The organism is Mycolicibacterium flavescens (genome assembly GCF_001722335.1).
Lineage (GTDB): Bacteria > Actinomycetota > Actinomycetes > Mycobacteriales > Mycobacteriaceae > Mycobacterium > Mycobacterium flavescens.
In genome coordinates this window covers 134853-158092 of the sequence record NZ_MIHA01000002.1, presented here as the reverse complement: position 1 = coordinate 158092, position 23240 = coordinate 134853, and the positions used below count along the sequence as shown (strand labels likewise).

The 23240-nt window shown below is 70.1% G+C and carries 24 protein-coding genes; 9 read left to right on the top strand and 15 right to left on the bottom strand.

Features of this window, described 5'->3' with window-relative positions; all coding sequences use genetic code 11:
- Nucleotides 1–42 precede the first annotated feature (42 nt).
- Nucleotides 43–651, bottom strand: a complete 609-nt coding sequence (locus tag BHQ18_RS03230) for a riboflavin synthase (RefSeq protein ID WP_069412136.1) — start codon at nucleotides 649–651, stop codon at nucleotides 43–45.
- Nucleotides 652–805: 154 nt separating this feature from the next.
- Between BHQ18_RS03230 and BHQ18_RS03225 the strand changes: the two genes are divergently transcribed.
- Together BHQ18_RS03225 and BHQ18_RS03220 are read left to right on the top strand one after the other, a co-directional pair.
- Nucleotides 806–1504, top strand: a complete 699-nt coding sequence (locus BHQ18_RS03225) for an LppX_LprAFG lipoprotein (protein WP_069412350.1) — start codon at nucleotides 806–808, stop codon at nucleotides 1502–1504.
- Nucleotides 1504–3087 (top strand): MFS transporter, encoded by a 1584-nt coding sequence (locus BHQ18_RS03220; RefSeq protein ID WP_069412135.1) that lies wholly within the window; start codon nucleotides 1504–1506, stop codon nucleotides 3085–3087. Before BHQ18_RS03225 ends, BHQ18_RS03220 begins: the two co-directional genes overlap by 1 nt.
- Nucleotides 3088–3093: 6 nt before the next feature.
- On the opposite strand, the gene BHQ18_RS30005 is transcribed toward BHQ18_RS03220, so the two are convergent.
- Nucleotides 3094–3243 (bottom strand): hypothetical protein, encoded by a 150-nt coding sequence (locus BHQ18_RS30005; RefSeq protein ID WP_165614527.1) that lies wholly within the window; start codon nucleotides 3241–3243, stop codon nucleotides 3094–3096.
- Between the two features lie 143 nt (nucleotides 3244–3386).
- Between BHQ18_RS30005 and BHQ18_RS03215 the strand changes: the two genes are divergently transcribed.
- From BHQ18_RS03215 to BHQ18_RS03205, 3 genes are read left to right on the top strand one after another with little or no spacing between them, the layout of a single operon-like run.
- The gene (locus tag BHQ18_RS03215; protein WP_205866032.1) at nucleotides 3387–3941 is read left to right on the top strand and encodes a type 1 glutamine amidotransferase domain-containing protein; all 555 of its coding nucleotides are present in this window, start codon (nucleotides 3387–3389) and stop codon (nucleotides 3939–3941) included.
- A 46-nt stretch (nucleotides 3942–3987) separates the two neighbouring features.
- A complete protein-coding gene (locus BHQ18_RS03210; RefSeq protein WP_069412134.1) occupies nucleotides 3988–5037 on the top strand; it encodes an ABC transporter permease in 1050 nt (349 codons plus the stop codon).
- A 2-nt stretch (nucleotides 5038–5039) separates the two neighbouring features.
- Nucleotides 5040–6035, top strand: a complete 996-nt coding sequence (locus BHQ18_RS03205; RefSeq protein ID WP_069412348.1) for an ATP-binding cassette domain-containing protein — start codon at nucleotides 5040–5042, stop codon at nucleotides 6033–6035.
- Nucleotides 6036–6039: 4 nt separating this feature from the next.
- On the opposite strand, the gene ribD is transcribed toward BHQ18_RS03205, so the two are convergent.
- From ribD to BHQ18_RS03165, 8 genes are all read right to left on the bottom strand, one after another.
- Complete coding sequence (gene ribD, locus BHQ18_RS03200) at nucleotides 6040–7041, bottom strand: bifunctional diaminohydroxyphosphoribosylaminopyrimidine deaminase/5-amino-6-(5-phosphoribosylamino)uracil reductase RibD (protein ID WP_165614526.1); 1002 nt, start codon at nucleotides 7039–7041, stop codon at nucleotides 6040–6042.
- On the bottom strand, nucleotides 7038–7715 hold the full coding sequence (gene rpe, locus BHQ18_RS03195; protein ID WP_069412133.1) for a ribulose-phosphate 3-epimerase: 678 nt from the start codon (nucleotides 7713–7715) through the stop codon (nucleotides 7038–7040). Before rpe ends, ribD begins: the two co-directional genes overlap by 4 nt.
- Before the next feature lie 4 nt (nucleotides 7716–7719).
- A complete protein-coding gene (locus BHQ18_RS03190; protein WP_069412132.1) occupies nucleotides 7720–9081 on the bottom strand; it encodes an RsmB/NOP family class I SAM-dependent RNA methyltransferase in 1362 nt (453 codons plus the stop codon).
- A complete protein-coding gene (gene fmt, locus BHQ18_RS03185) occupies nucleotides 9078–10007 on the bottom strand; it encodes a methionyl-tRNA formyltransferase (protein WP_069412131.1) in 930 nt (309 codons plus the stop codon). The genes BHQ18_RS03190 and fmt overlap by 4 nt, the downstream gene beginning before the upstream one ends.
- 22 nt (nucleotides 10008–10029) lie before the next feature.
- The gene (locus BHQ18_RS03180; RefSeq protein WP_069412130.1) at nucleotides 10030–10566 is read right to left on the bottom strand and encodes a LemA family protein; all 537 of its coding nucleotides are present in this window, start codon (nucleotides 10564–10566) and stop codon (nucleotides 10030–10032) included.
- On the bottom strand, nucleotides 10560–12398 hold the full coding sequence (locus BHQ18_RS03175) for a DUF2207 domain-containing protein (RefSeq protein WP_069412129.1): 1839 nt from the start codon (nucleotides 12396–12398) through the stop codon (nucleotides 10560–10562). The genes BHQ18_RS03180 and BHQ18_RS03175 overlap by 7 nt, the downstream gene beginning before the upstream one ends.
- A 37-nt stretch (nucleotides 12399–12435) precedes the next feature.
- Nucleotides 12436–14382: a primosomal protein N' gene (locus BHQ18_RS03170; protein ID WP_109789186.1), complete on the bottom strand. Its 1947-nt coding sequence runs from the start codon at nucleotides 14380–14382 to the stop codon at nucleotides 12436–12438.
- A gap of 77 nt (nucleotides 14383–14459) precedes the next feature.
- Nucleotides 14460–15191, bottom strand: coding sequence for a lysoplasmalogenase (locus BHQ18_RS03165; RefSeq protein WP_205866031.1), 732 nt, complete (start codon nucleotides 15189–15191; stop codon nucleotides 14460–14462).
- Here BHQ18_RS03165 and BHQ18_RS03160 point away from each other — a divergent pair.
- The 4 genes from BHQ18_RS03160 to BHQ18_RS03145 all read left to right on the top strand — a co-directional run bounded on the left by BHQ18_RS03160 (nucleotide 15190) and on the right by BHQ18_RS03145 (nucleotide 19135).
- Nucleotides 15190–16143 carry an alpha/beta hydrolase gene (locus BHQ18_RS03160; RefSeq protein ID WP_084293861.1) on the top strand — a complete coding sequence of 318 codons (954 nt, stop codon included), beginning with the start codon at nucleotides 15190–15192 and terminating at the stop codon, nucleotides 16141–16143. The genes BHQ18_RS03165 and BHQ18_RS03160 overlap by 2 nt on opposite strands.
- A complete protein-coding gene (locus BHQ18_RS03155) occupies nucleotides 16140–16559 on the top strand; it encodes an ester cyclase (RefSeq protein WP_069412126.1) in 420 nt (139 codons plus the stop codon). The genes BHQ18_RS03160 and BHQ18_RS03155 overlap by 4 nt, the downstream gene beginning before the upstream one ends.
- Nucleotides 16560–16588: 29 nt before the next feature.
- The gene (locus tag BHQ18_RS03150; RefSeq protein ID WP_069412125.1) at nucleotides 16589–18067 is read left to right on the top strand and encodes a flavin-containing monooxygenase; all 1479 of its coding nucleotides are present in this window, start codon (nucleotides 16589–16591) and stop codon (nucleotides 18065–18067) included.
- A 156-nt stretch (nucleotides 18068–18223) separates the two neighbouring features.
- The gene (locus BHQ18_RS03145; protein ID WP_069412124.1) at nucleotides 18224–19135 is read left to right on the top strand and encodes a type IV toxin-antitoxin system AbiEi family antitoxin; all 912 of its coding nucleotides are present in this window, start codon (nucleotides 18224–18226) and stop codon (nucleotides 19133–19135) included.
- A 47-nt stretch (nucleotides 19136–19182) separates the two neighbouring features.
- Here the strand turns inward: BHQ18_RS03145 and metK are convergent, their stop codons facing one another.
- The 5 genes from metK to mihF all read right to left on the bottom strand — a co-directional run bounded on the left by metK (nucleotide 19183) and on the right by mihF (nucleotide 23050).
- On the bottom strand, nucleotides 19183–20391 hold the full coding sequence (gene metK / locus BHQ18_RS03140; protein ID WP_069412123.1) for a methionine adenosyltransferase: 1209 nt from the start codon (nucleotides 20389–20391) through the stop codon (nucleotides 19183–19185).
- 96 nt (nucleotides 20392–20487) lie between these two features.
- On the bottom strand, nucleotides 20488–21738 hold the full coding sequence (gene coaBC, locus BHQ18_RS03135) for a bifunctional phosphopantothenoylcysteine decarboxylase/phosphopantothenate--cysteine ligase CoaBC (RefSeq protein WP_069412122.1): 1251 nt from the start codon (nucleotides 21736–21738) through the stop codon (nucleotides 20488–20490).
- 17 nt (nucleotides 21739–21755) lie between these two features.
- Complete coding sequence (rpoZ, locus tag BHQ18_RS03130) at nucleotides 21756–22073, bottom strand: DNA-directed RNA polymerase subunit omega (protein WP_069412121.1); 318 nt, start codon at nucleotides 22071–22073, stop codon at nucleotides 21756–21758.
- A gap of 73 nt (nucleotides 22074–22146) precedes the next feature.
- Nucleotides 22147–22722 carry a guanylate kinase gene (gene gmk / locus BHQ18_RS03125; RefSeq protein ID WP_069412120.1) on the bottom strand — a complete coding sequence of 192 codons (576 nt, stop codon included), beginning with the start codon at nucleotides 22720–22722 and terminating at the stop codon, nucleotides 22147–22149.
- A 10-nt stretch (nucleotides 22723–22732) separates the two neighbouring features.
- On the bottom strand, nucleotides 22733–23050 hold the full coding sequence (mihF, locus tag BHQ18_RS03120; RefSeq protein ID WP_003889986.1) for an integration host factor, actinobacterial type: 318 nt from the start codon (nucleotides 23048–23050) through the stop codon (nucleotides 22733–22735).
- Nucleotides 23051–23240: the final 190 nt, after the last annotated feature.

Sequence of the window (23240 nt, the reverse complement as noted above, 5' to 3'; positions counted from 1 at the left end):
TCGTAAACTTATTGCCGCGTGCTTGACCTGCGCCGACGCCAGTTATCGGCTGTCGTCGTCGCGGCTGCCGAGCAGCCTCTCGACGTACTTGGCGATGACGTCGACCTCCAGGTTGACCCGGGTGCCGACCTCGGCGCGGCCCAGCGTCGTCAGGTCCAGCGTGGTGGGGATCAGCGAGACCTCGAACCAGTCGTGCCCGATCGCCGAAACCGTCAGCGAGACCCCGTCGACGGTGATCGAACCCTTCTCGACCACATACCGCGACAACGCGGTGGGCAGTGCGATCCGCACCACCTCCCAGTGCTCCGACGGGGTGCGGGCGATCACGTGTCCGGTGCCGTCGACGTGGCCCTGCACGATGTGCCCGCCGAGGCGGCTGTTGACCGCGGCCGCGCGCTCCAGGTTGACCCGGCTGCCCACCCCCGCCGCGCCCAGGCTGGACCGGTTCAGGGTCTCCCCCATGACGTCGGTGGTGAAGGCGCCGTCGGCGCGCACCTCCACGACGGTGAGGCAGACGCCGTTGACCGCGATCGAGTCACCGTGCCCGGCGTCGGAGGTCACCACGGGCCCACGGATGGCGAGCCGGGCAGCGTCGCCGAGATCCTGTTTCTCGACGACCTCGCCCACTTCTTCGACGATTCCGGTGAACACGCCGCCAGACTATCCAGTGCTCGGCGTGCGCACCCGCGGGCGAGTGTGCCGCAGCCGACCATTACCGCGAATGCGCAGCTCAACGGGGAGTCCGGCGGGTTGTCGTCGCACCCGTGCACCGTGTCCGGTGCGCCGGACCCTCTACGATGCACTCATGCGCTCCCGCCTCACGGCGATCTTCGCCGCCCTAGTCTTTGCTGTCGCTTTCCTCGCCGGCTGCTCGTCATCGGATGAGTCGGCCAAGGATCTGCCCGATGCGGCGACGCTGCTGCAGCAGTCCAGCGAGACCACCAAGAACCAGACGAGCGTGCATCTGCGGCTGACCGTGGAGGGCACGATCGAGCAGCTGCCGATCGAGTCGCTCGAAGGCGATCTGACCAACGTGCCCGAGGTCGCCGCGCAGGGCAAGGCCAACATCAACTTCCTCGGCCAGCGCCTCGAGGGCATCGAGTTCGTGGTGTTCGACGGGATCCTCTACGGCGCGATCAGCGCCGGCGGCCAGCTGCAGGACTTCGGTCCGGCGGCCGAGGTGTACGACGCGTCGGCGATCCTGAGCCCCGAAAAGGGTCTGGCCAACATCCTGGCCAACTTCTCCGACGCCAAGTCCGACGGCCGCGAGACGCTCAACGGCGTCGAGACCGTCCGCGTCACCGGGACCGTCACCGCCGACGCGGTCAACGCGATCGCCCCGCAGATCGGTGCCACCGGCCCGGTGCCCGGCACCGCCTGGATCGCCGAGGACGGCGACCACGAGCTGATGCAGGCCAAGCTCGAGCCGTCGTCGGGCAACAGCGTGACGATGACGATGACGGACTGGGGTAAGCCGGTGACGGTCACCAAGCCCGCCGCCTGATGCCGCCGTCGGAGTCGGTCCTCACCGGTAGCGGTTCGGCCACCACCAACCGGCGCATCGCGATCAGCGCCGGCAGCCTGGCGGTGCTGCTGGGCGCTCTCGACACCTACGTGGTCGTCGCGATCATCCGCGACATCATCGTCGACCTGCAGATTCCGATCAACCAGCTGCAGCGGGTCACGCCGATCATCACGTGCTACCTGCTCGGCTACATCGCGGCGATGCCGCTGCTGGGCCGCGCCTCGGACCGGTTCGGGCGCAAGTTCATCCTGCAGCTGAGCCTGGCCGGGTTCGCGGTCGGTTCGGTGGTCACCGCGCTGTCCAACGACCTGGTCCCGATGGTGATCGGGCGCACCATCCAGGGCGTCGCCAGCGGCGCCCTGCTGCCGGTGACCCTGGCGCTGGCCGCCGACCTGTGGGCCAGCCGCAACCGCGCCTCGGTGCTCGGCGGGATCGGCGCCGCGCAGGAACTCGGCAGCGTCCTGGGCCCGCTGTACGGCATCGCGGTGGTGGCCGTGCTCAACACCTGGCGCGACGTGTTCTGGATCAACGTGCCGCTGGCCGCGGTCGCGATGGTGCTGATCCACTACAGCCTGCCGGGGCGGCTCAAACCCGAGGAACCCGAGCGCGTCGACGTCGTCGGCGGTGTGCTGCTCGCCGTGGCGCTGGGCTTGACCGTGATCGGCCTCTACAACCCCGCTCCGGACGGCCGCCAGATCCTGCCCGAATACGGCCCGCCGGTGTTGATCGGCGCCGCGGTCGCCCTGATCGCGTTCTTCGTCTGGGAGCGGTTCGCCCGCACCCGGTTGATCGAACCCGCCGGCGTGCATTTCCGGCCGTTCCTGGCCGCGCTCGGCGCCTCCCTGTGCGCCGGCGCCGCGCTGATGGTGACGTTGGTCAACGTCGAACTGTTCGGCCAGGGCGTGCTGGGCAAGGGCCAGACCGAGGCCGTCCTGCTGCTGCTGCGGTTCCTGATCGCGCTGCCGATCGGCGCCCTCATCGGCGGTTGGCTGGCCAGCCGCATCGGCGACCGGATCGTGACGTTCGTCGGGCTGATGATCGCCGCCGGCGGCTACTGGCTGGTGTCGAACTGGCGCGTCGACGTGCTGTCGTCACACCACGATCTCGGGTTCATCTCGCTGCCGGTGCTCGACACGGATCTGGCCATCGCCGGACTCGGACTCGGCCTGGTGATCGGCCCGCTGACCTCGGCGACGCTGCGGGTGGTGCCGGCCGCCCAGCACGGCATCGCGTCGGCGGCCGTGGTGGTCGCCCGGATGATCGGCATGCTGATCGGGCTGGCGGGGTTGACCGCGTGGGGGCTGTACCGGCTCAACCAGCACCTGCAGACGCTGCCGTTCCCGCCCGGTGCGGACACGCTGGCCGAGCGTCTGGCCGCCGAGGCCGAACGCTACCGCGAGGCCTACGTCCTGCAGTACGGCGACATCTTCCTGGTCACCGTTGTGATCTGCGTCGTCGGCGCGCTGCTGGGCCTGCTGATCAGCGGGAAGAACGAACACGCCGACGAAACCGACGCCCAGCAGACCGCACTTGAGCAACCCGCGGGCCGCCACCGCAGCTAGTCGCGGTCAGCAGCGCTCGAGTCCGCGGGCCAGCAGTTGCGGTTCGGCCTCGCGAACGGGCTCGGGCGGTTGGCGGCGCAAGACGTCGCAGATCAGCGCCTTGACGCTGCGGGGAACCATCGGGGGGTCACTGAGCCAGTCCTGCAGTGCAGTCATGGGTCGTTCCTTTGTTCGTGCTCACCAGCGCGCACATCGTCGGTGAAAGCGCGATCGGGGGCCGTGTCGGCCCCCGTCCGCATCGAGTGTACCGAGGAAAAACCGGTCAGGTTGACCGCTCGTCTGGTGGGTATGCGTTGGTCATGGCTGATTCATTGACTGGCAAGAAGATTGCGTTTCTGGTCGCGCTCGAGGGTGTCGAGCAGGTCGAACTCACCGAACCCTGGAAGGCCGTCGAACAGGCCGGGGGCACACCCGAACTGGTGTCCACCGAGGTGGGCAAGGTCCAGGCGTTCAACCACCTCACCCCAGCCGACACATTCGAGGCCGACAAAGCCGCGGATTCGGTGTCGGCGGCCGACTACGCGGGGCTGGTGCTGCCCGGCGGGGTGGCCAACCCGGACAACCTGCGTACCGACGCCGCCGCCGTGGCGTTCGCCAAGAGTTTCTTCGAGGCCGGTAAACCGGTCGCGGTGATCTGCCACGGCCCGTGGACGCTGATCGAGGCCGACGTGGTGCGCGGTCGCACGCTGACCTCGTGGCCGAGCGTCAAGACCGACCTGGTCAACGCCGGCGCGAACTGGGTCGACGACGAGGTCGTCGAATGCTCGCGCGGGGCAAACACTTTGGTGTCCAGCCGCAAGCCCGACGATCTGCCCGCGTTCTGCAACGCGCTGGTGGACGCGTTCGCCAAGTAGGTGAAAGCCCGCCCACGGGTGCGGCCACGTCGGTAACGTCGCGAGCATGCTCATCGCCGCGCTGCGCGACATGCAGTGGAGAAAGCGGCGTTTCGCCATCGCGGTGGTGAGCACGGCGATCATCTTCGGGATGACGCTGGTGCTGACCGGTCTGGCCAACGGATTTCAGACCGAGGCCGAACGCACGGTCGATTCCCTCGGGGTCGACGAGTTCGTGATCAAGGCGGGCGCATCCGGTCCGTTCGTCGGGGCCACCCCGTTCGCGCCGGTGGAGTTGCGGCGCATCGCGGCGGCGCCCGGCGTCGAGGCGGCCGCACCGCTGGCCTACGCGGGCGGTACGGCGACCCTGGACGGCGACACCCGCAACATCGACATCTTCGGCGCGCCCGAGGACGGCCCCGGCATGCCGGCGGTGATCGACGGCCGCGTCCCGCGCAGTCCCGACGAGGTGGCGGTGTCGACGACGCTGGGCCGCGGCGTCGGCGACGAGGTCGAAATCGCTTCGCGCAGGCTGACGGTCACCGGTCTCGTCGACAACTCGACCGCGCTGGCCAACCTGCCCAACGTGTTTCTCACCATACCGGGCGCCCAACAACTGGTGTACGGCGGTGAGCCGCTGGTCGCCTCGATCGGTGTGCGGGGTGCGCTCGAGCAGGTGCCCGACGGTTACCGGGTCCTCGACCGCGCGGGTGCGATCGAGGATCTGCTGCGCCCGCTGCGCGTCGCGGTGAACTCGATCACCATCGTCGCGGTCCTGCTGTGGATCGTGGCGGCGCTGATCGTCGGGTCCGTGGTGTACCTGTCGGCGCTGGAGAGGCTGCGCGACTTCGCCGTGTTCAAGGCGATCGGCGTGCCCACCCGCTCGGTGATGGCCGGTCTGGCGCTGCAGGCGGTGATCGTGGCTCTGCTGGCCGCGCTGCTCGGTGCGGGCCTGTCGCTGCTGCTCGGTCCGCTGTTCCCGATGCAGGTGATCGTGCCGGTGCAGGCGTTCGTGGCGCTGCCGGTGATCGCGGTGGTGATCGGGTTGCTGGCCAGCGCCGCCGGATTGCGGCGCGCGGTCAAGGTCGATCCGGCGCTGGCGTTCGGGGGGCCGTGATCGTGGGTGACCTGTCGGTGCAGAAGCTGGTCGTCGAGTACGCCAGCGGTGGGCATGCGGTGCGCCCGATCGACGGGCTGGACCTCGAGGTGCCCGCGGGCTCGCTGGTCATCCTGCTCGGGCCCAGCGGATGCGGGAAGACAACCCTGTTGTCGTGCCTGGGCGGCATCCTGGCGCCCACCGACGGCTCGATCACCTTCGGCGACATCGACGTCACCGCGCTGGACGCGAAAAGCCTTGCGACATACCGGCGGGAGACGGTGGGCTTCGTCTTCCAGGCGTTCAACCTGGTGCCCAGCCTCACCGCGACGGAGAACGTCATGGTGCCGCTGCGCGCCTCCGGGCTGTCGCGGCGCGCGGCACGAAAACGTGCCGAGCAGTTGCTGGCGCGGGTCGGCCTGCAGGACCGCCTCGGGCACCGGCCCGGTGACCTCAGCGGCGGGCAGCAGCAGCGGGTCGCGGTGGCCAGGGCGATCGCCCTGGACCCGCCGCTCATCCTGGCCGACGAACCCACCGCGCACCTGGATTTCATCCAGGTCGAGGAAGTGCTCAAGCTGATCCGCGAACTGGCCTCCGGCGACCGGATGGTGGTGGTCGCCACCCACGACAGCCGGATCCTGCCGCTCGCCGACCGGGTGGTGGAGATGGTGCCGAACTTCGCCTCGGTCGACCGTCCACCCGAGACCGTCGAACTCGAGGCCGGTGACGTCCTGTTCACCCAGGGCGAGATGGGTGACCTGATCTACACCGTGACCCGCGGTGAACTCGAAATTGTGCGCGAAACACCCGGTGGCGGTGAGGAAACGCTCAAGTCGGTGACCGAGGGCGACTACGTCGGGGAGATGGGCCCGCTGTTCCACCTGCCACGCTCGGCCACCGTCCGCGCGGGCACCGACGCGACCGTGGTGGGCTACACCGTGCAGGCGTTCCGTAAACGGTTGGGCTCCTTCGATGCCCGCGACTTCCTCGAGCACAGGCCGATCGAGACCGAGGACTGACCGATCAGGCCGGCACCAGGCTCAGGCGCACGTCGGGTCCGATAGGCGAGATCCCGTCGAACCGCCAGCGCTGGGCGTGCGCGATGGACAGCACACCGACGTCGTCGACCGCGGTGATCGGCCCGCCCAGCAGGATCGGCGCCACATACGCCAGGATGCGGTGGATCGCCCCGGCGCGCAGGAACGCACCCGCCAGCGTCGGCCCGCCCTCCAGCAGCACGTCGGTGCGGTCCGACAGCGCGCGGATGACCTCGTTCGGGTCGCGGGTGCGGATCACCATCGTCCGCGAATCGTCGTTGAGAACCTTTGCCTCGTGGGAGATCTCGCGTTCCCCGACGACGACGCGCAGCGGCTGGCGTTCGGCAAGGGTGCCGTCGGGCAGGCGGGCGGTCAACGTCGGGTCGTCGGCGAACACGGTGCCGGTGCCGACGACGATGGCGTCGGCGACTCCGCGTCTGCGGTGCACGTCCGCGCGCGCGGCCTCGCTGGTGATCCACTGACTGGTGCCGTCGGCGGCCGCGCTGCGCCCGTCCACGCTGGTGGCGAATTTCCAGGTGATGTGCGGGGTTCCGGTGCGCTGCTTGTGAAGCCACTCACGCAGCGGTCCACGTGACACCTCGTCGGCGAGCACCCCCGCGGTGACCGTGACCCCGCTGTCGGCCAGTCGCGCCGCCCCGCCCGCGGCGATCGGGTTCGGGTCGGTGACCGCGTAGGCGACCGCGGACACGTTCGCGGCGAGCAGCGCGTCGACGCAGGGCGGGGTGCGGCCGTGATGGTTGCAGGGTTCCAGCGTGACGACCGCGGTGCCGCCTGCGGCCCGCTCCCCCGCTCTGCGCAGCGCCAGGACCTCCGCGTGCGGGCCACCGGGCGGTTGCGTCGCCCCGACCCCGGCGACCTGCCCGTCGCGGTCCAGGATCACCGCTCCCACGGGCGGATTGGGGTAAGTCCGGCCTTTGACCGCCTCGGACCGTTCGATCGCCAGCCGCATCGCGGCTTCGACGTTCACAGCTGCAGATGCTTGGCGGCCGCTGCGGCCCGATTACGCAGCGACTCCACCGCCGCGGCGGGATCCTCGGCGCTGTAGACCGCCGACCCGGCGACAAAGCAGTCCACGCCGGCTTCGGCCGCCGCCTCGATGGTGTCGGCGTTGATGCCGCCGTCGATCTCGACGAGGATGGTCAGCTCACCGGCGTCCACCAGTCGGCGCGCCGTGCCGACCTTCGGCAGCACCTCGGGGATGAACTTCTGCCCGCCGAATCCGGGCTCCACCGACATGATCAGCAGCGTGTCGAACTCGGGCAGGATCTCCAGGTACGGCTCCAGCGGGGTGCCGGGTTTGACCGACAACCCGGCCTTCGCGCCGGCCGCCCGGATGTCGCGGGCCACCCCGACGGGGTTGTCGGTGGCTTCGGCGTGGAAGGTGACGTTGTGGGCGCCGGCTTCGGCGTACGGCGGCGCCCACCGGTCGGGGTTCTCGATCATCAGGTGGCAGTCCAGCGGGATGTCGGTCACCTTCAGCAGCGACTCGACCACCGGTTGACCGATGGTCAGGTTCGGCACGAAGTGGTTGTCCATCACGTCGACGTGCAACCAGTCCGCGCCCCGCACCGCCTCGGCTTCCTCCGCGAGCCTGGCGAAGTCGGCGGCCAGAATCGACGGCGCGATCAGGGGTCTTGCCATGGGCCTACCCTACTTTGAGGGCGGCCGCGAACATCGCATCGGTGCCGTGCCGGTGCGGCCACAGCTGCACGTACGGGCCCGCGCCGAGATCGTCGACCGGGTCGAACAGTGCACGGGTGTCCAGCGCGCTGACCGGGTGGCGGCGCAGCGCGTCGGCGACCACGCCGACCGTCTCGGCCAGGTGCGGTGAGCACGTGGCGTAGAGCACCACTCCGCCGGGCCGGGTCAGCCGGATCGCCGAGGCCAGCAGTTCGCGCTGCAGTTTGGCCAGCGGGGGCACGTCGTTGGGCCGGCGCCGCCAGCGGGCCTCGGGCCGGCGCCGCAGCGCGCCCAGCCCGGTGCACGGCGCGTCGACCAGGACCCGGTCGAAGCCGGGCTCGACGCCGGCGTCGCGGCCGTCGACGCGCAGCACCTGCACCGGCAGCCCGCGGGTGTTGTGCTCGACCAGCTCGGCGCGGGCGGGGGCGGGTTCGATCGCGGTGACCCCGTCGGGCGCCAGCGCGGCCAGCAGGGCCGTCTTCCCGCCGGGTCCCGAGCACAGATCCAGCCAGCGGCCGCGGTCGTCGCCGTCGAGTTCGGCCAGCGCCAGGGCGCGCGCGACGAGTTGGCTGCCTTCGTCCTGTACCAGCGCCGCGCCGTCGCGCACCGGTGCGAGCCGGCCGGGGTCGCCACCGGCCAGGTACACCGCGTACGGCGAATACCGGCCGACGGTGCCGTCGACCTGCTCGGCGAGTTCGGCGGCGGTCAGCACACCGGGGCGGGCGGCCAGATGGACGGCGGGTCGTTCGTCGTCGCTGGCCAGCAGCGCGTCGAGTTCACCGGCGTCGGGGCCCAGCGCGTCGGCGAACGCCTGCCCGATCCAGCGGGGGTGCGCGTGCACGAACGCGGTGTGCCCGATCGGGTCGGTTTCGGCGTCGGGCGCCAGCTCGGCGACCCACGACTGTTCGTCGCGCGAGGCGATGGTACGCAGCACACCGTTGACGAAACCAGCTCGCGCCGAATCGAATTCGATTCCGGCCTGTTCGACGGTGGTCGAGACGGCCGCGTGCTGCTCGACGCGGGTGCGCAGCAGCTGGTAGGTGCCCAGCCGCAGCAGGTCCAACAGCACCGGGTCGATGCGGTCGGTGGGCCGGCCCGCGGCGGCCGCGATCACCGCGTCGAGCAGACCCTTCGTGCGGCAGGTGCCGTAGGCCAGTTCGGTGGCGAACGCGGCGTCGCGGCCGCTGATTCCGCGGTCGCGCAGGATCGCCGGCAGCGCGAGGTTGGCGTAGGCGTCCTTCTCGGTGACCGCACGGAGCACGTCGAACGCCGCCCGGCGGGCGGGGTCGAGCGGTTTGCGGCGTTGATGCCTGCGGGGCTTGGTCATTCGGCTGTCACCGTTTCGTCGAGCCGCGCGCCGCGCGCCCAGTCGGCCGCGTTCATCGCCTTCTTGCCGGGCGGTTGCACGACGCCGAGCCGGACCGGGGCGGACGCGGTGCCGATCCGCACACCGGTGCGGTCGGCCCGGATCTCTCCCGGTGCGAGGGCAGTGTCGGAGTCGTCGATGGTGACCGGACCGAGCTTCATCCGCAGATCGCCGATCATGGTCCACGCGCCCGGGTTCGGGGTGACCGCCCGGATGCGGCGCTCGACGACGTGCGCGGGCAGGTCCCAGCGCACCCGCGCCTCCTCGACGGTGATCTTCGGGGCGATCGTGACGCCGTCGGCGGGCTGCGGCACCGGGGTCAGGGATCCGTCGGCGATCCCGTCGAGCGTGCGCTCCAGTAGTTCGGCACCTGAATCCGCAAGCCGGGCAAGGAGATCACCGGCGGTGTCGCTCGGCCGGACCGTCTCGGTGACGACACCGTAGACGGGGCCGGAGTCCAGTGCGGGTTCGATCAGGAACGTGGTGGCGCCGGTGACCGTGTCGCCGGCGGCGATGGCGGCCTGCACCGGGGCCGCACCGCGCCAGGCCGGCAGCACCGAGAAGTGCAGGTTCACCCAGCCGTGCCGCGGCACCGCGAGCAGCGCGTCGCGCAGCAGCGCGCCGTAGGCGACCACCGCGCAGCAGTCGGGTGCGTATCCGGCCAGTTCGGCGACGAACTCCTCGGAGTTCGGCTTGGCGGGGCGCAGCACCGGGATGTCGTGTTCCAGCGCCACCTGCGCGACCGGCGACGGCGACGGCTTACCGCGCCGCCCGGCCGCGGCGTCGGGCCGGGTCAGCACCGCGACGACGTCGTGGCGGGGAGATTCGATGAGTCGGCGCAGCGAGGGCAGGGCGGGTTCCGGGGTGCCGGCGAAGACGATGCGCACCGCGCCAGTCTAGAGACGGCGCTCAGCGCGGAGTTTGGTAGTACTCGCGCTCCGACACACCGGTCAGCGGGGCGACGAACATCCACGGGATCGTCGTCAGCGTCCGGTTCAGGGTGGCGACCGCGTCGTTGTAGTACTGCCGCGCGAACGCGAGCTTGTTCTCGCTGTCGGCGAGATTGCGCTGCAGATCGAGGAAGTTGTCCGAGGACTTCAGCTGCGGGTAGTCCTGGCCCAGCGCCAACAGCGGCGCCAACGCGGTGTCGAGGTCCTTCGCGGCTGCGCTGCGCTGCGCGACGGATTTGCCCGACGTCGCCGACGCCAGCGCCGCGCGGGCGTTGGTGACGTGGTCGAGGATGGCTTTCTCGTGGGCGGCGAAGGTCGCCACGGTGTGCACAAGGCTCGGGATCAGCGAGGCGCGCCGCGTCAGTTCCACGTCGATCCCGCTGAGCGCCTCGGCGACCCGTACGTCGGCGCCCCGCAACTTGTTGTAGCCCAACACGGAAAAGACGAACGCCGACACCGCGAGCACCAGCGCGACGATCAGCAGCGTGGTCACCATGATCCGCCTCCCCCGCCGCCGCCACCACCGCCGCCTCCCCCGCCGCCACCACCGCCGCTGAAGCTGCTCCCGCCGCTGCTTCCGCTGCCCGACGACGCCTGCGACGCGGTGTAGGCGCCGATGGACGAGGACAGCGCCGACTCGAAGCTGTCGAAGCTCGTGGCGAAGCCGCTGGAGGCGGCGACGAATCCCGTCGTCGTCGACGGCGAGGAGTGGTACCAGCCCGGGTCAGGTGCGGGCGTTCCGGTGTTGGTCTCGTATTTCTTGGCCCACAGCGTGGCTGCCCCGGCGGCCACCGCGAACGGGACGTACGCCGAGTACAGGTCCCGGCGGGCCCCGAAGTCGAACCGCGACTCAGCCGAATCGGTGGTCAGCAGCCGGTGGAATCCGCCTGCGCGCGACCATAATTCGCGGCCGGCCTCGGTTCGCCTGGTTCCCACTCCGGCCCGCCAGGAGCCGAGGGTCAGCACAAAGAACACCGCGAACGGCACCGCCCAGATGGTGGTCGGGAACATCCAGCGGAAGATCGCGCACAGCATGAGCAGGAACGCGACGACGTTGCCGACGCGGATCCAGAGTTCCTCTTTACGTTTCACCAGCAGCTTCTCGTCGGTGATCCACTTCTTGGCCGCCGTTGTCATGTCGGTCTTGGCCTTGTTGAGGCGCTGCCCGGACTTGACGGTCTTCTTGGCCTCGAACTCCGAACCCGGGCTGGTCACTTTGAGCGCCGACCCGACCGCGTAGCTGACCCGGTCGACGTCGGCCCAGTCGCCCCGCTCGGCGATCCCGCGGATGCGCCAGTTGCCGTCGCTGATCTGCCGGAGTTCGACGAGACCGCGCTCGGCCAGGTAGAACAGCGTCGCGGTGAGGCCGTTCTTCGGTATCGCTTCGGTCCGGATGTACTCGGTCTGCACCGGCCCCAATCCCTCCGGGGGCGCGTACTGCAGCGGAAACCCCGGCGACGGTTCGACCGTGGTGCGATGCCACCACAGCGCAGCCAGACCGGACGCCACGGTCAGCGCCACCACCCACAGCAGACCGGTCAGCGAATGGCCCAGGATGCCGTCCCATTTGTGGGTCCACGGCAATTCGGTACGCGCCGGGGTCGGCACGTCGACGCCCGCGCGCACCGTCACCGGGGTGCGCGGAGCGAGGCGCAGCGCCGACAGTCGCACGGTGTTGCCGTCGATGGTCAGCCCCACGCATTCGCGGCCCACCCCGAAACCGACCGAACATTGGGCGCCGGGCACCTCACCGGGCAGCGTGACCGAGATGTCGGCGCGATTGATCGGGTTGTTCCAGGCCGGTGCGATCACGTTCCAGTAGAAGACCGACGGCGGAGCCTCGTCGGGCGCCCCCGTCGACGCCGCGAAAGTGCGGTCCGCGCCGGTGATTCCGGGGTCGAGGACCCCGTCGATCGAGTAGCGGATCTCGAACTCGTGCGCGCCGTAGCTCAGCGTGCGCTCGGGATCGCCGATCTTGGCGACCCGGAAGCGCCCGTCATCCTCCCACAGCATCTGGTACGGCACCGACTGCCCGTCGAGCAGGATCGACTTGATCTGCGGCACTTGCCGAACATGCGGGCTGTTCTGGTTGGTGATGTCCCAGTAGCGGAAGATTCCGTGCCTGCCCGAGGGAAACGAACCGGTGATGGTCTCGACCGCGTTGAGGCGGCCGGCGTCGTCGACGACGTAGTCCGCCTGGTAGTCGGTGATGACCATCGGGTCCGCGACGGGTTCGGCGTCTGTTTCCTCGTCGGTGAACACCAGCGGCCACATCACGCCGAAGGCAAGGACCAGCACCGTGATCGACCATACGATCAGCCGCCGCATCCGACCCTCCCGTCCGTCGGCGGTCCGGTTCCGCGACTCACCCTATGTGCAGCGGGTCGATTTGGATACGCACCGGATCCTGGTCGTGGCGCGCGCTGAGCACCGCGACCGCCCGGCGCAGCGCCGACGCCAGGTCGAGTCCGGCGGTGCGCGGTACCCGCACCAGCATCCGGATCACGGTGGCGTCCGCGGCCAGCCCGGGGGGCCGGCGGGCGCCGAACGGCAACTCGACCGGGCCGAGTTGTTCGGCGACATCGGGAAGATCGACGGTGTCGAGCAACGCGTGGACGGCGTCGGGGGTGCCGTCGAGGGCGGCCATGTGGGTGCCCGGCGGCAACCCGACCTCGGTGCGGGAGGCCAGTTCGGCGTCGGCGTGGCCGACCGGGTCCCACCGGATCAGCGCCTGCACCGTCGCCAGCGTCGACTCGGCGACGGCCGCGATGACACCACCGTCGGCGCGGCTGCGCACCAGTGCACCGGCGGCCATCCACCGGCGCAGCGTGTCCTCGGCCGCGCGCAGGTCCTGGCGCCCGAGCAGCGCCCAGCTGTCCAGCAGCAGCGCCGCGCCGTAGCCGCCCTCGGCGACCGGTTCGGCGCCGGGCGTCGCCACCACCACCGCCGGCCGCGGACCCACGTCGGCAACCATCGAGTCGCCGCTGGAGGTGATGACCGTGGTACCGGCGAACGCGCGGCCCAGTTCCTCCGCGGTCCGCCGCGCACCGACGACGACCGCCCGGACTTCGTCGAAACCGCAACGTCCGCAACGTAATCGCGGATCAGCACGGCCGCACCAGCGACACACCGCACCGGCGGCGTCGCGGTCGGGCAGCGACAGCGGGCCGGTGCAGTGCCTGCAGCGGGCGACGGCCCGGCACCGCCCGCAGGCCAGCGCAGGCACGTAGCCGCGGCGCGGCACCTGCACCAACACCGGCGCGCCGGCCGCCAGGGCCTTGCGCGCGGCCTGCAGCGCCATCGACGGCAGCCGCGCCGTGCGCGCGGCGGGGTCGCGTTCCTGTTCGAACCCGCTGTCGTCGAGCGCGACGACGCGCGGTGCGGCCGCCCGCACCGTGGGGCGCAGCGCCACCAGGTCGTGCGCCCACCCGCTGCGCACCAGCGCCTGCGCCTCGGCTGTCCTGGCGTACCCGCCGATCAGTGCGGCGCAACGCAATTGGTGCGCCCGCAGCATCGCCACCTCGCGGGCGTGCGGGTACGGTGCACGCGGTTCGGCCAGCGTGTCGTCGCCGTCGTCCCACACCATCACCAGCCCCAGGGCGGCGACGGGGGCGAACACCGCGCTGCGGGTGCCGATCACCAGCCGGGCGTCGCCGCGCAGCACCGCCAGCCACCGCCGGTAGCGCTGTGCGGGACCCAGCCCCGCCGACAGTGCGACCACCGCCGCCTCGCCGAGCAGGCGCACCGCGGCGGCGTGCACCGCGTCGATGTCGCGCTGGTCCGGCACGATGATCAGCACCCCGCGGCCGGCGTGCACGGTGACCGCCGCGGCCTCGGCCAGCCGGTCCGCCCACTTCTCCCCCGGCAGCGCCTGCCAGACCGCGCGGGCGGCGCGGCCGTCCCCGAGCGCGGCGATGAACTGCTCACCGCGGCCGTAGACGTTCCACGCCGTCGGGTCGACCGCGGCGGCGGGAACCGGGTCCGGTGGCGCGGACTGCTGCTTCTCGACGCGGGCGTGGCGCGGCGGGATCGCCAGCCGCAGCACATCGGCGCGGGTGCCGGCATAGCGCGCGGCGACGGCGTCGGCGAGGCGGCGGATCTCGGGGGTCAGCACCGGTTCGGCCGAGATCACCCGGTCGAGCCAGCCGAGCTTGCCCTGATGGTCGGTGTCGGACCGCCGTTCGAGCACGAATGCGTCGACCAGCCGGCCGTGAAAGCGGACCCGGACGCGCACCCCGGGTTGGGCGTCGTCGGACTGTTCGGCCGAGACCAGGTAGTCGAACTCGCGGTCCAGGTGCGGCACCGTCAGCATCGGCAGCACCCGGGCGATCGGCTCGTGCTCAGCCTGCTGCCTGGTGGCGCCCGGCCGAGCCGGGCCGTCGGGCCCCGTCACGCAGAATTGGTAGCAGACGGCACCGACGCCCTGCCCAAAAAGAACCCCGCGGTGATGAGCATCAGCGACGCGCAGTAGACCCACCAGATCGGCACGGCCAACGCCTCGGTGTCGGCCGGCGCGAGCACGAACTTGCTGATGCCGATCATCGCGTCCGACACCGCGAAGCACACCGCGCCCAACGCGGTCCACGGGGTGGGCAGCCGGGCCAGCAGGGCGGCGCACACCATCGCGCCGAGCACCGCGATGTACAGCGTCACCGGCACCGCCATGTTCTCGGCCGTCAGCCGCGGCCAGAACCACACCAGCAGCGCCAGGCAGGCGGCCACGGTGACGCCGGCCGCAACCAGCCGGGGTGTCGAGCGGGCGGTCAGCGGGATCAGCGCGCCGAGGAAGCACAGGTGCGCGACCAGGAAGGCGGCCAGCCCGAACACGAACGACGGCGCCCACCACGGCAGCGCCAGCAGGTAGTCTCCGGTCGCCGAGAACAGCAGCGCCGCGACCAGCCAGCGGCGCTCCCGCGCGACCGGGTGGCCCAGCGCCGCGATCGCCAGCAGCACGGCCGCGGTCGCCTTCACCGCCGGCTGCAACGCGAACTGACCGGTCAGCTCGGCGCCCGCGGGCAGCCGCAGCGCGGTGACCAGCAGAAACAGCCCGTAACAGGCGCCGACGGTCCCGGCCGCCACCCACAGAAGCCTGGTTCGCGGGTGACCGTACGGTGTCTTCATGTCCGTTCCCGAAGAGAAGCCGGCCAGCCCGGAACCCATCGACGCCATGCTGCTGAAGGTACTGGAGGCGGTTCCGTTTCAGTTGACAACCGAGGGAGGTCCGGAGGCGGCGCGGCGGCGCTTCGCCGACCTCCCGCGCGTCCCGGTGCATCCGGAGGTGCACAGCGAGGACCGCACGATCGACGGGGACATCGACATCCGCATTTACCGGCCCAGCGCCGACTCGGAGTCACCGCGGCCGCTGGTCATCTACATCCACGGCGGCGGCTGGGTGGTCGGAGATCTGGACAGCTACGACGGCATCGCGCGCCGCCATGCGCTCGGCGCGGACGCGGTGGTGGTGTCGCTGAGCTACCGCCTGGCCCCGGAGCACCCCTTCCCGGCGGCCGTCGACGACGTCTGGGCGGCCACGCGGTGGGTCGCCGAACATGCCGCCGACCTGGGTGCCGACCCCGACCGCGTCGCGGTCGCCGGCGACTCGGCCGGCGGCAACCTGGCCGCGGTGGTGACGCAGCTGGCCCGTGATGCCGGCGGGCCGGCGCTCGCGTTCCAGCTGCTGTGGTACCCGTCGACGACGTTCGACCTGTCGCTGCCGTCGTTCACCGAGAACGCCGACGCGCCGATCCTGGGCACCGCGGCGGCCAGCGGTTTCTCGCGGTGGTACATCGGAGACCTGGACATGTCCGATGCACCGGCCACGCTGGTGCCCGCCCGCGCCGCCGACCTGTCGGGACTGCCGCCGGCCTACATCGCGGTGGCCGGGCACGATCCGCTGCGTGACGACGGAATCCGCTACGGCGAATTGCTCACCGCAGCAGGCGTTCCGGTGGAGGTACACAACGCCGAGACACTCGTGCACGGCTACGTCGGCTACGCGGGCGTGGTACCCGCCGCCACCGAGGCCACCGATCGGGGATTGAGCGCGCTGCGCGATGCGTTGCACTCGCCATGAGCACATCGAGATCCGTTGACATCGTTCACGCTTTCTGGGACGAGGTGTGGAACGCCCACGACCCGGCGGCCGCGGACCGCTTCGTCGTCGACGACTTCGTCATCGTCACCGGCGGGCAGACCGTCCGCGGCCGGGAGAGTTTCAAGGAATGGATCGCCGGGTTCCTGGCCGTCGTCGACGATCTGCACCTGGAGGTCGTGGAGTCGTTTTCGAACGCGGACGGCAGCCGGGTGGCGTCGCGCTGGCTGCTGACCGGCAAGAACAACGGCTATCTGGGCAGCCAGGCGGACGGCAGCGACATCGCGATGACCGGCACCGCGGTCTGGGCGGTCGGTGAGGACGGCAAGCTGTTGACGAACTGGGTCGAACGCAGCGCCTGGGAGCTGTCGCGACAGCTGAGGTCCGGGGTACCGTGACCCGCAGGTGAGCAGCACGGGGAGGCCCTATGACAGTGCCTGATATGAGCGTCATCATCGTCGGCGCCGGATTCTCCGGTATCGGCGCGGCGATCAACCTCGACCGGGCGGGTGTCGGTGACTACACGATCATCGAGGCCGGCGACGGACCCGGCGGGACGTGGTATTGGAACACCTATCCCGGTATCGCCGTTGACATTCCGTCGTTCTCCTACCAGTTCTCGTTCGAGAAGAATGCGGACTGGTCGCGCACCTATGCCCCCGGCCACGAACTGCGCGCCTACGCCGAGCACTGCGTCGACAAGTACGGTCTGCGCCCGAAGATCCGGTTCGGCACCAAGGTGCTCGGCGCCTCGTTCGACGACGACGCGAACGTGTGGCGCATCGACCTCGACTCCGGTGAGACGCTCACCGCGCGCTTCCTGATCAACGCTTGCGGCGCGCTGATCACCCCGCGGCTCCCCGACATCGACGGCGTGGACTCGTTCGGCGGGGTGACCATGCACACCGCGCGTTGGGATCACGAACTCGATCTCACCGGTAAGCGGGTCGCGGTGATCGGCACCGGCGCCTCGGCCGTGCAGGTGATCCCGGAGATCGCGCCGAAAGTCGAGCAGCTCACTGTCTTTCAGCGCACACCGATCTGGTGCTTCCCGAAGTTCGACGTGCCGCTGCCGACGCTGGCGCGGCGGTTGATGCGGTTGCCGGGCGGGCACACCGTGCAGCGGCTGCTCAGCCAGGCCTACGTCGAGCTGACGTTCACGCTGCCCGCGCAGTACTTCACGATCAACCCGATGGCCAAGAACATGTCCAAGGTCGGCGAATCGTATCTCCGCAGGGAGGTCAACGATCCCGAGGTACGGGCGAAGCTCACGCCGGACTACGCGGTCGGGTGTAAGCGGCCGGGCTTTCACAACACGTACCTGTCGACCTACAACCGCGACAACGTCGAGTTGGTCACCGAGCCGATCGACAAGATCACCGGGTCCGGGGTGGCCACCGTCGACGGGGCCACCCACGAGGCCGATGTGCTGATCCTGGCCACCGGCTTCAAGGTGATGGACACCGATGCGATGCCGACGTACACGGTCACCGGGGCGGCCGGCCGGTCGTGGAGCGAGCACTGGGAGCAGCACCGGTTGCAGGCCTACGAGGGGGTCAGCGTGCCGGGCTTCCCGAACTTCTTCACGGTGTTCGGGCCCTACGGGTACGTCGGCTCGTCGTACTTCGCGCTGATCGAGGCGCAGACCCACCACATCGTGCGGTGTCTTAAGGAAGTCAAGCGCCGCAACGCTTCTCGGGTTGAGGTCACCCAGGACGCCAACGACCGCTACTTCGACGAGATGATGCGCAAGCGGTACCGGCAGATCTTCTGGCAGGACAGCTGCCGCAACGCCAACAGCTACTACTTCGACAAGAACGGTGATGTGCCGATCCGGCCGACGACCACGCTCGAGGCGTACTGGCGCAGCCGCCGGTTCCCGCTCGCCGACTACGCGTTCACGTAGCGCCCTACCGCGAGCAGACACAGAATCGCGTGATTCGCAGCGGATGCGTGCGATTCTGTGTCTGCTCGGCACGGGAGGTTATCCCCAAGGGGCAATTGATCCACATTCCGCGCCGACGGCCTCCCGCATCGCGCGGGCGTGGGCGACCGTTCGAGGGTGAACTCTGACGCCCTCGCTCTGATGACACTCGCCGGTGGATATGCAACCACGTCGCAACTGCTTGCCGTGATGACCTGTCAGGAGCTCGACGTCCAAGTGCGTAAGGGTGGGCTCGTGCGAGTCTGGTACGGCGTCTATGCGCTGGCCGAACCCGAACTTGCGGGCCGCCTGGCCGCACTCGATCTGTTCATGGGGCAGCCCGCGGTCGCGTGTCTGGGAACCGCCGCCCGGTTGTACGGATTCGACACCGAGAACACCTCAGCTGTGCACGTCCTCGACCCCGGCGTGCGCATGCGACCGACCGTCGGACTGATGGTTCATCAGCGCACCGGGGCTCTGCTGCAACGGGTTTCGGGTCGGCTGGCGACCGCTCCGGCGTGGACCGCGGTCGAGGTGGCGCGGGAACTCAGCAGGCCCCGCGCGCTCGCGACCCTCGATGCCGCACTGCACTCCGGATGGTGCACCGCGTCCGACCTCGCCGCGGCGGTCGCCGAGCAGCGCGGTCGTCGCGGCATCGTCGCGGTGCGCGAGCTTCTGGCCTACGCGGACGGCCGCGCGGAGTCGGCGATGGAAAGCGAAGCCCGGCTGGTGATGATCGACTACGGCCTGCCGCTGCCCGAGCTGCAGTACGAGATCCGAGGCCGCAACGGAGAATCGTGGCGAGTGGATTTCGCCTGGCCCGAAGCGCGCGTCGCGGCCGAATACGAGAGCGTGGCTTGGCACGCCGGTCGGGCCGAGTTGATCGGCGACCGCAAACGCTATGGCGGAGTGCAGGACTGCGGCTGGACGATGGTGCCGATCATTGCGGAGGACGTGCGTCGGTATCCGCGCCAACTCGCCGAGCGCCTGGAACGCCACCTGGCGCGGGGCCTCTCACCAGACGCCGCGAGCAGACACAGAATCGCGTGATTCGCAGCGGATGCGTGCGATTCTGTGTCTGCTCGGCGAAAGAGGCGTCAGACCGAGGCCTTGAGGTCCTCGACCTTGTTGAGCTGCTCCCACGGCAGCTCGACGTCGGTGCGGCCGAAGTGCCCGTAGGCGGCGGTCTGCGCGTAGATCGGCCGCAGCAGGTCCAGGTCGCGCACGATCGCGCCGGGGCGCAGGTCGAACACCGACGTGATGGCCTTCTCGATGCGGGCCGGGTCGACGCTCTCGCTGCCGAAGGTCTCGACGAACAGCCCGACCGGGGCGGCCTTGCCGATCGCGTAGGCGACCTGCACCTCGACCCGCTCGGCCAGGCCGGCGGCGACGACGTTCTTGGCCACCCAGCGCATCGCATACGCCGCCGACCGGTCCACCTTGGACGGATCCTTGCCGGAGAAGGCGCCGCCGCCGTGGCGGGCCCAGCCCCCGTAGGTGTCGACGATGATCTTGCGGCCGGTCAGCCCGGCGTCGCCCATCGGCCCGCCCAGCACGAACTTGCCGGTCGGGTTCACCAGCAGCCGGAAGTCGCTGGTGTCGAGCGTGTCGTGGTTGAGGTCGGCCAGCACGGTGTTGACGACCTTCTCGCGGATGTCCGGGGTCAGCGTGCCCTCGAGGTCGATGCCCGCCGCGTGCTGCGTGGAGAGCACCACGGTGTCCAGCCGCACCGGTGTGGTGCCGTCGTACTGCACGGTGACCTGGGTCTTGCCGTCGGGGCGCAGGTAGTCGAGCACACCGTTCTTGCGGACCTCGGTCAGCCGGCGCGACAGCCGGTGCGCCAGCGCGATCGGCAGCGGCATCAACTCGGGGGTGTCGCGGATCGCGTAGCCGAACATCAGGCCCTGGTCGCCGGCGCCCTGCAGGTCCAGCGGATCGCCGGCGCCTTCGACGCGGGTCTCGTGGGCGGTGTCGACGCCCATCGCGATGTCGGGTGACTGGCGGCCGATGCCGATGTTGACGCCGCAGGTCTCGCCGTCGAAGCCCTTCTCCGACGAGTCGTAACCGATCTCGAGGATGCGTTCGCGCACCGTGGTGGCGATGTCGGCGAAGGCCTCCTTGGCCGCCGTGGTCACCTCGCCGACGACGTGCACCTGGCCGGTGGTGACCAGTGTCTCCACCGCGACGCGTGACTTGGGATCGCCGGCGAGCAGCGCGTCGAGCACCGAATCGCTGATGGCGTCACAGATCTTGTCGGGGTGCCCCTCGGTTACCGACTCACTGGTGAACAGCCGAGCTTCACTCACTGCGCGATCCTTCCGCTTTTCTCGATCGAGATAGTTAGTTCATCAAATTCCTGGTCGCGCGCAAGGGTTACGCGCAAGCCGTGTGCGTGATCCGAGTTACCCGCTGCCGCTCCGCAGGAAGGCCACGATCGCGTCCACAATACGGCTGGCCATCAGAGTTTTCGAACCGTGCTCCAACGCGGACTCCGCACCGTCGGCGGCCAGCAGCCAGCCGTCGTTGTTGTCCACTTCGAACGCCCGATTCTCACCCACCGCATTGACGACGAGCAAATCACATCCCTTGCGCCGCAGTTTCGCCCGGGCGTGGTGGAGCACGTCGCCGTTGTCGTCGCCGGTCTCGGCAGCGAATCCGACGATCGCGCGCATGTTGGGCAGCTGACCGTCGGCGCGGGCCCGCACCGCCCCGGCCAGCACATCCTCGGTGCGGGTCAGCTCGATGGCCGGGGTGGGGGCATCGGGGTCGGCCGACTTCTTGATCTTGCTGGTCTGCATCTGGGTGGGCCGGAAGTCGGCGACCGCGGCGGCCATCACCAGCACGTGCGCGTCGGGAGCGTGCTTGGACACCGCGTCCTTGAGCTGCGCGGCCGAGCTGATGTGCACGACGTCGACGCCCGCCGGGTCGATCAGGCCGACGGTATGTCCGGCGATCAACGTGACCTCGGCGCCGCGCTGGGCCAGCACCCGGGCCATCGCGTAGCCCTGCTTACCCGAACTGCGGTTGCCGATGAACCGCACCGGGTCGATCGGCTCGCGGGTTCCCCCCGCGGACACCAGCACCTTGACCCCCGCCAGGTCGTAGGGCAGCGCGTCCGAGCGGGCCAGCAGCAGCTGGGCGAAGGTGGTGATCTCCTCGGCCTCGGGCAGCCGGCCCGCACCGGTGTCGGCGCCGGTGAGACGGCCGGACGCGGGTTCGAGCACGATCGCGCCGCGGCGGCGCAGGGTGGCGACGTTCTCGACGGTCGCCGGGTGGAACCACATCTCGGTGTGCATCGCCGGCGCGAACAGCACCGGACAGCGCGCGGTCAGCAGAGTGGCGGTGAGCAGGTCGTCGGCGCGGCCGGCCACCGCGCGGGCCAGCAGGTCCGCGGTCGCCGGTGCCACGACGACGAGATCGGCGTCCTGGCCGAACCGGACATGCGGCACCTCGTGGACGTCGTCCCAGACGCCGGTGTGAACGGGATGGCCCGAGAGTGCCTCGAAGGTCGCCGCCCCGACGAAACGCAGCGCCGACTCGGTCGGCACCACCCGCACGGAATGGCCGGCCTCGGTGAGCTGCCGGACCACGGTCGCCGCCTTGTAGGCCGCGATGCCACCGGCGACACCGACGATGATCCGCTTGGGCTCCATGCGGGCCGCTCCTGTTGCTATTCGCCCTCGGTGTGCTCGAGCAGGTCGGCGTGGATCTCGCGCAGCGCGATCGACAGCGGCTTCTCCTGCAGGCCCGGTTCGACGAGCGGACCAACGTACTCGAGGATGCCGTCGCCGAGCTGGTTGTAGTAGTCGTTGATCTGGCGCGCACGCTTGGCGGCGTAGATGACCAGCGCATACTTGCTCGACGCGCGGTCCAGCAACTCGTCGATGGGCGGGTTGGTGATGCCCAGCGGCGTGTCGTAGGCGCCGGCGCCGGACGGGTCGAAGTCGTCCACAGCGGTCAGCTGCGCGTCGGCGTGGGGGGTGCTCACGAAAAAATCTCCTGGAGTTTTAGCGGGGTGCTCGATAGCTGTCGGGCCCGTCGGCGCCGCTCCCGGCGCGGAATTATCGGTGGGCCACCAGCAAGGATACCAATTCGGCGCAGGCAGACTCCAATTGACTGTTCACGACGACCTCGTCGAAGTCGCCCTGAGCGGCCAGTTCGGCTCGGGCGGTCGCCAGTCGGCGCTGCATCGCCTCGGGTGTCTCGGTGCCGCGGCGGATCAGCCGGCTTTCCAGCTCGGCCCAGCTGGGCGGCGCCAGGAACACCGTGACAACCTCCGGCATCGCCGTCTTGACGGCCCGCGCCCCCGCGAGATCGACCTCGATCAGCACGGGCCGGCCTGCGGCGATCGCGTCGCGGACGGGCCGCGCCGGGGTTCCGGAGCGGTGCAGACCGCCGTGGATTTCCGCCCATTCCAGCAGTTCACCGTCGGCTATCAGCTGCGAGAACCGCTCGGGCGTGACGAACGAGTAGTCGACGCCGTCGACCTCGCCCGGGCGCGGGGCTCTGGTGGTGACGGACACGCTGAAGTACATGTCGGGAACGCGTTCGCGCAGACAGCGAACGACGGTCGATTTCCCGACGGCAGAGGGGCCGGACAGCACGATCACCCGTCCGGCCCCTCGGCCGGCGCTCAACTTGTTGCGCCTAGGACTGGTCGAACTTTTCCAGCAGCGCCTTGCGCTGACGGTCGCCGAGACCGCGCAGCCTGCGGGTCGGGGCGATCTCGAGTTCGGTCATGATCTCCTGTGCCTTGACCTTGCCGACCTTGGGCAGGGCCTCGAGCAGCGCGGAAACCTTCATCTTGCCCAAGACCTCGTCGGTCTCGGCGTCCTTGAGCACCTGCTTGAGGTTGGTGCCGCCGCGCTTGAGCCGATCTTTCAACTCAGCTCGCGCTCGACGTGCGGCAGCAGCCTTCTCCAACGCTGCCGCGCGCTGTTCGTCGGTCAACTGGGGAAGGGCCACGGGTTCCTCCGTCTCATCACCATCAATAATTACCGCCTCAGCCGCCCCGGAAAATCCCGGAACAGCCAGCGACGACGACCGTACCCACGCTGGCTGACTAAAGCGAACGCCACCCCCCGCATTCGGCATCAAAAGCCCAGCGTGTCGACCCCTCGAGTGGGTCGGGCGCACCCGTCGCCGCGACCGCCTT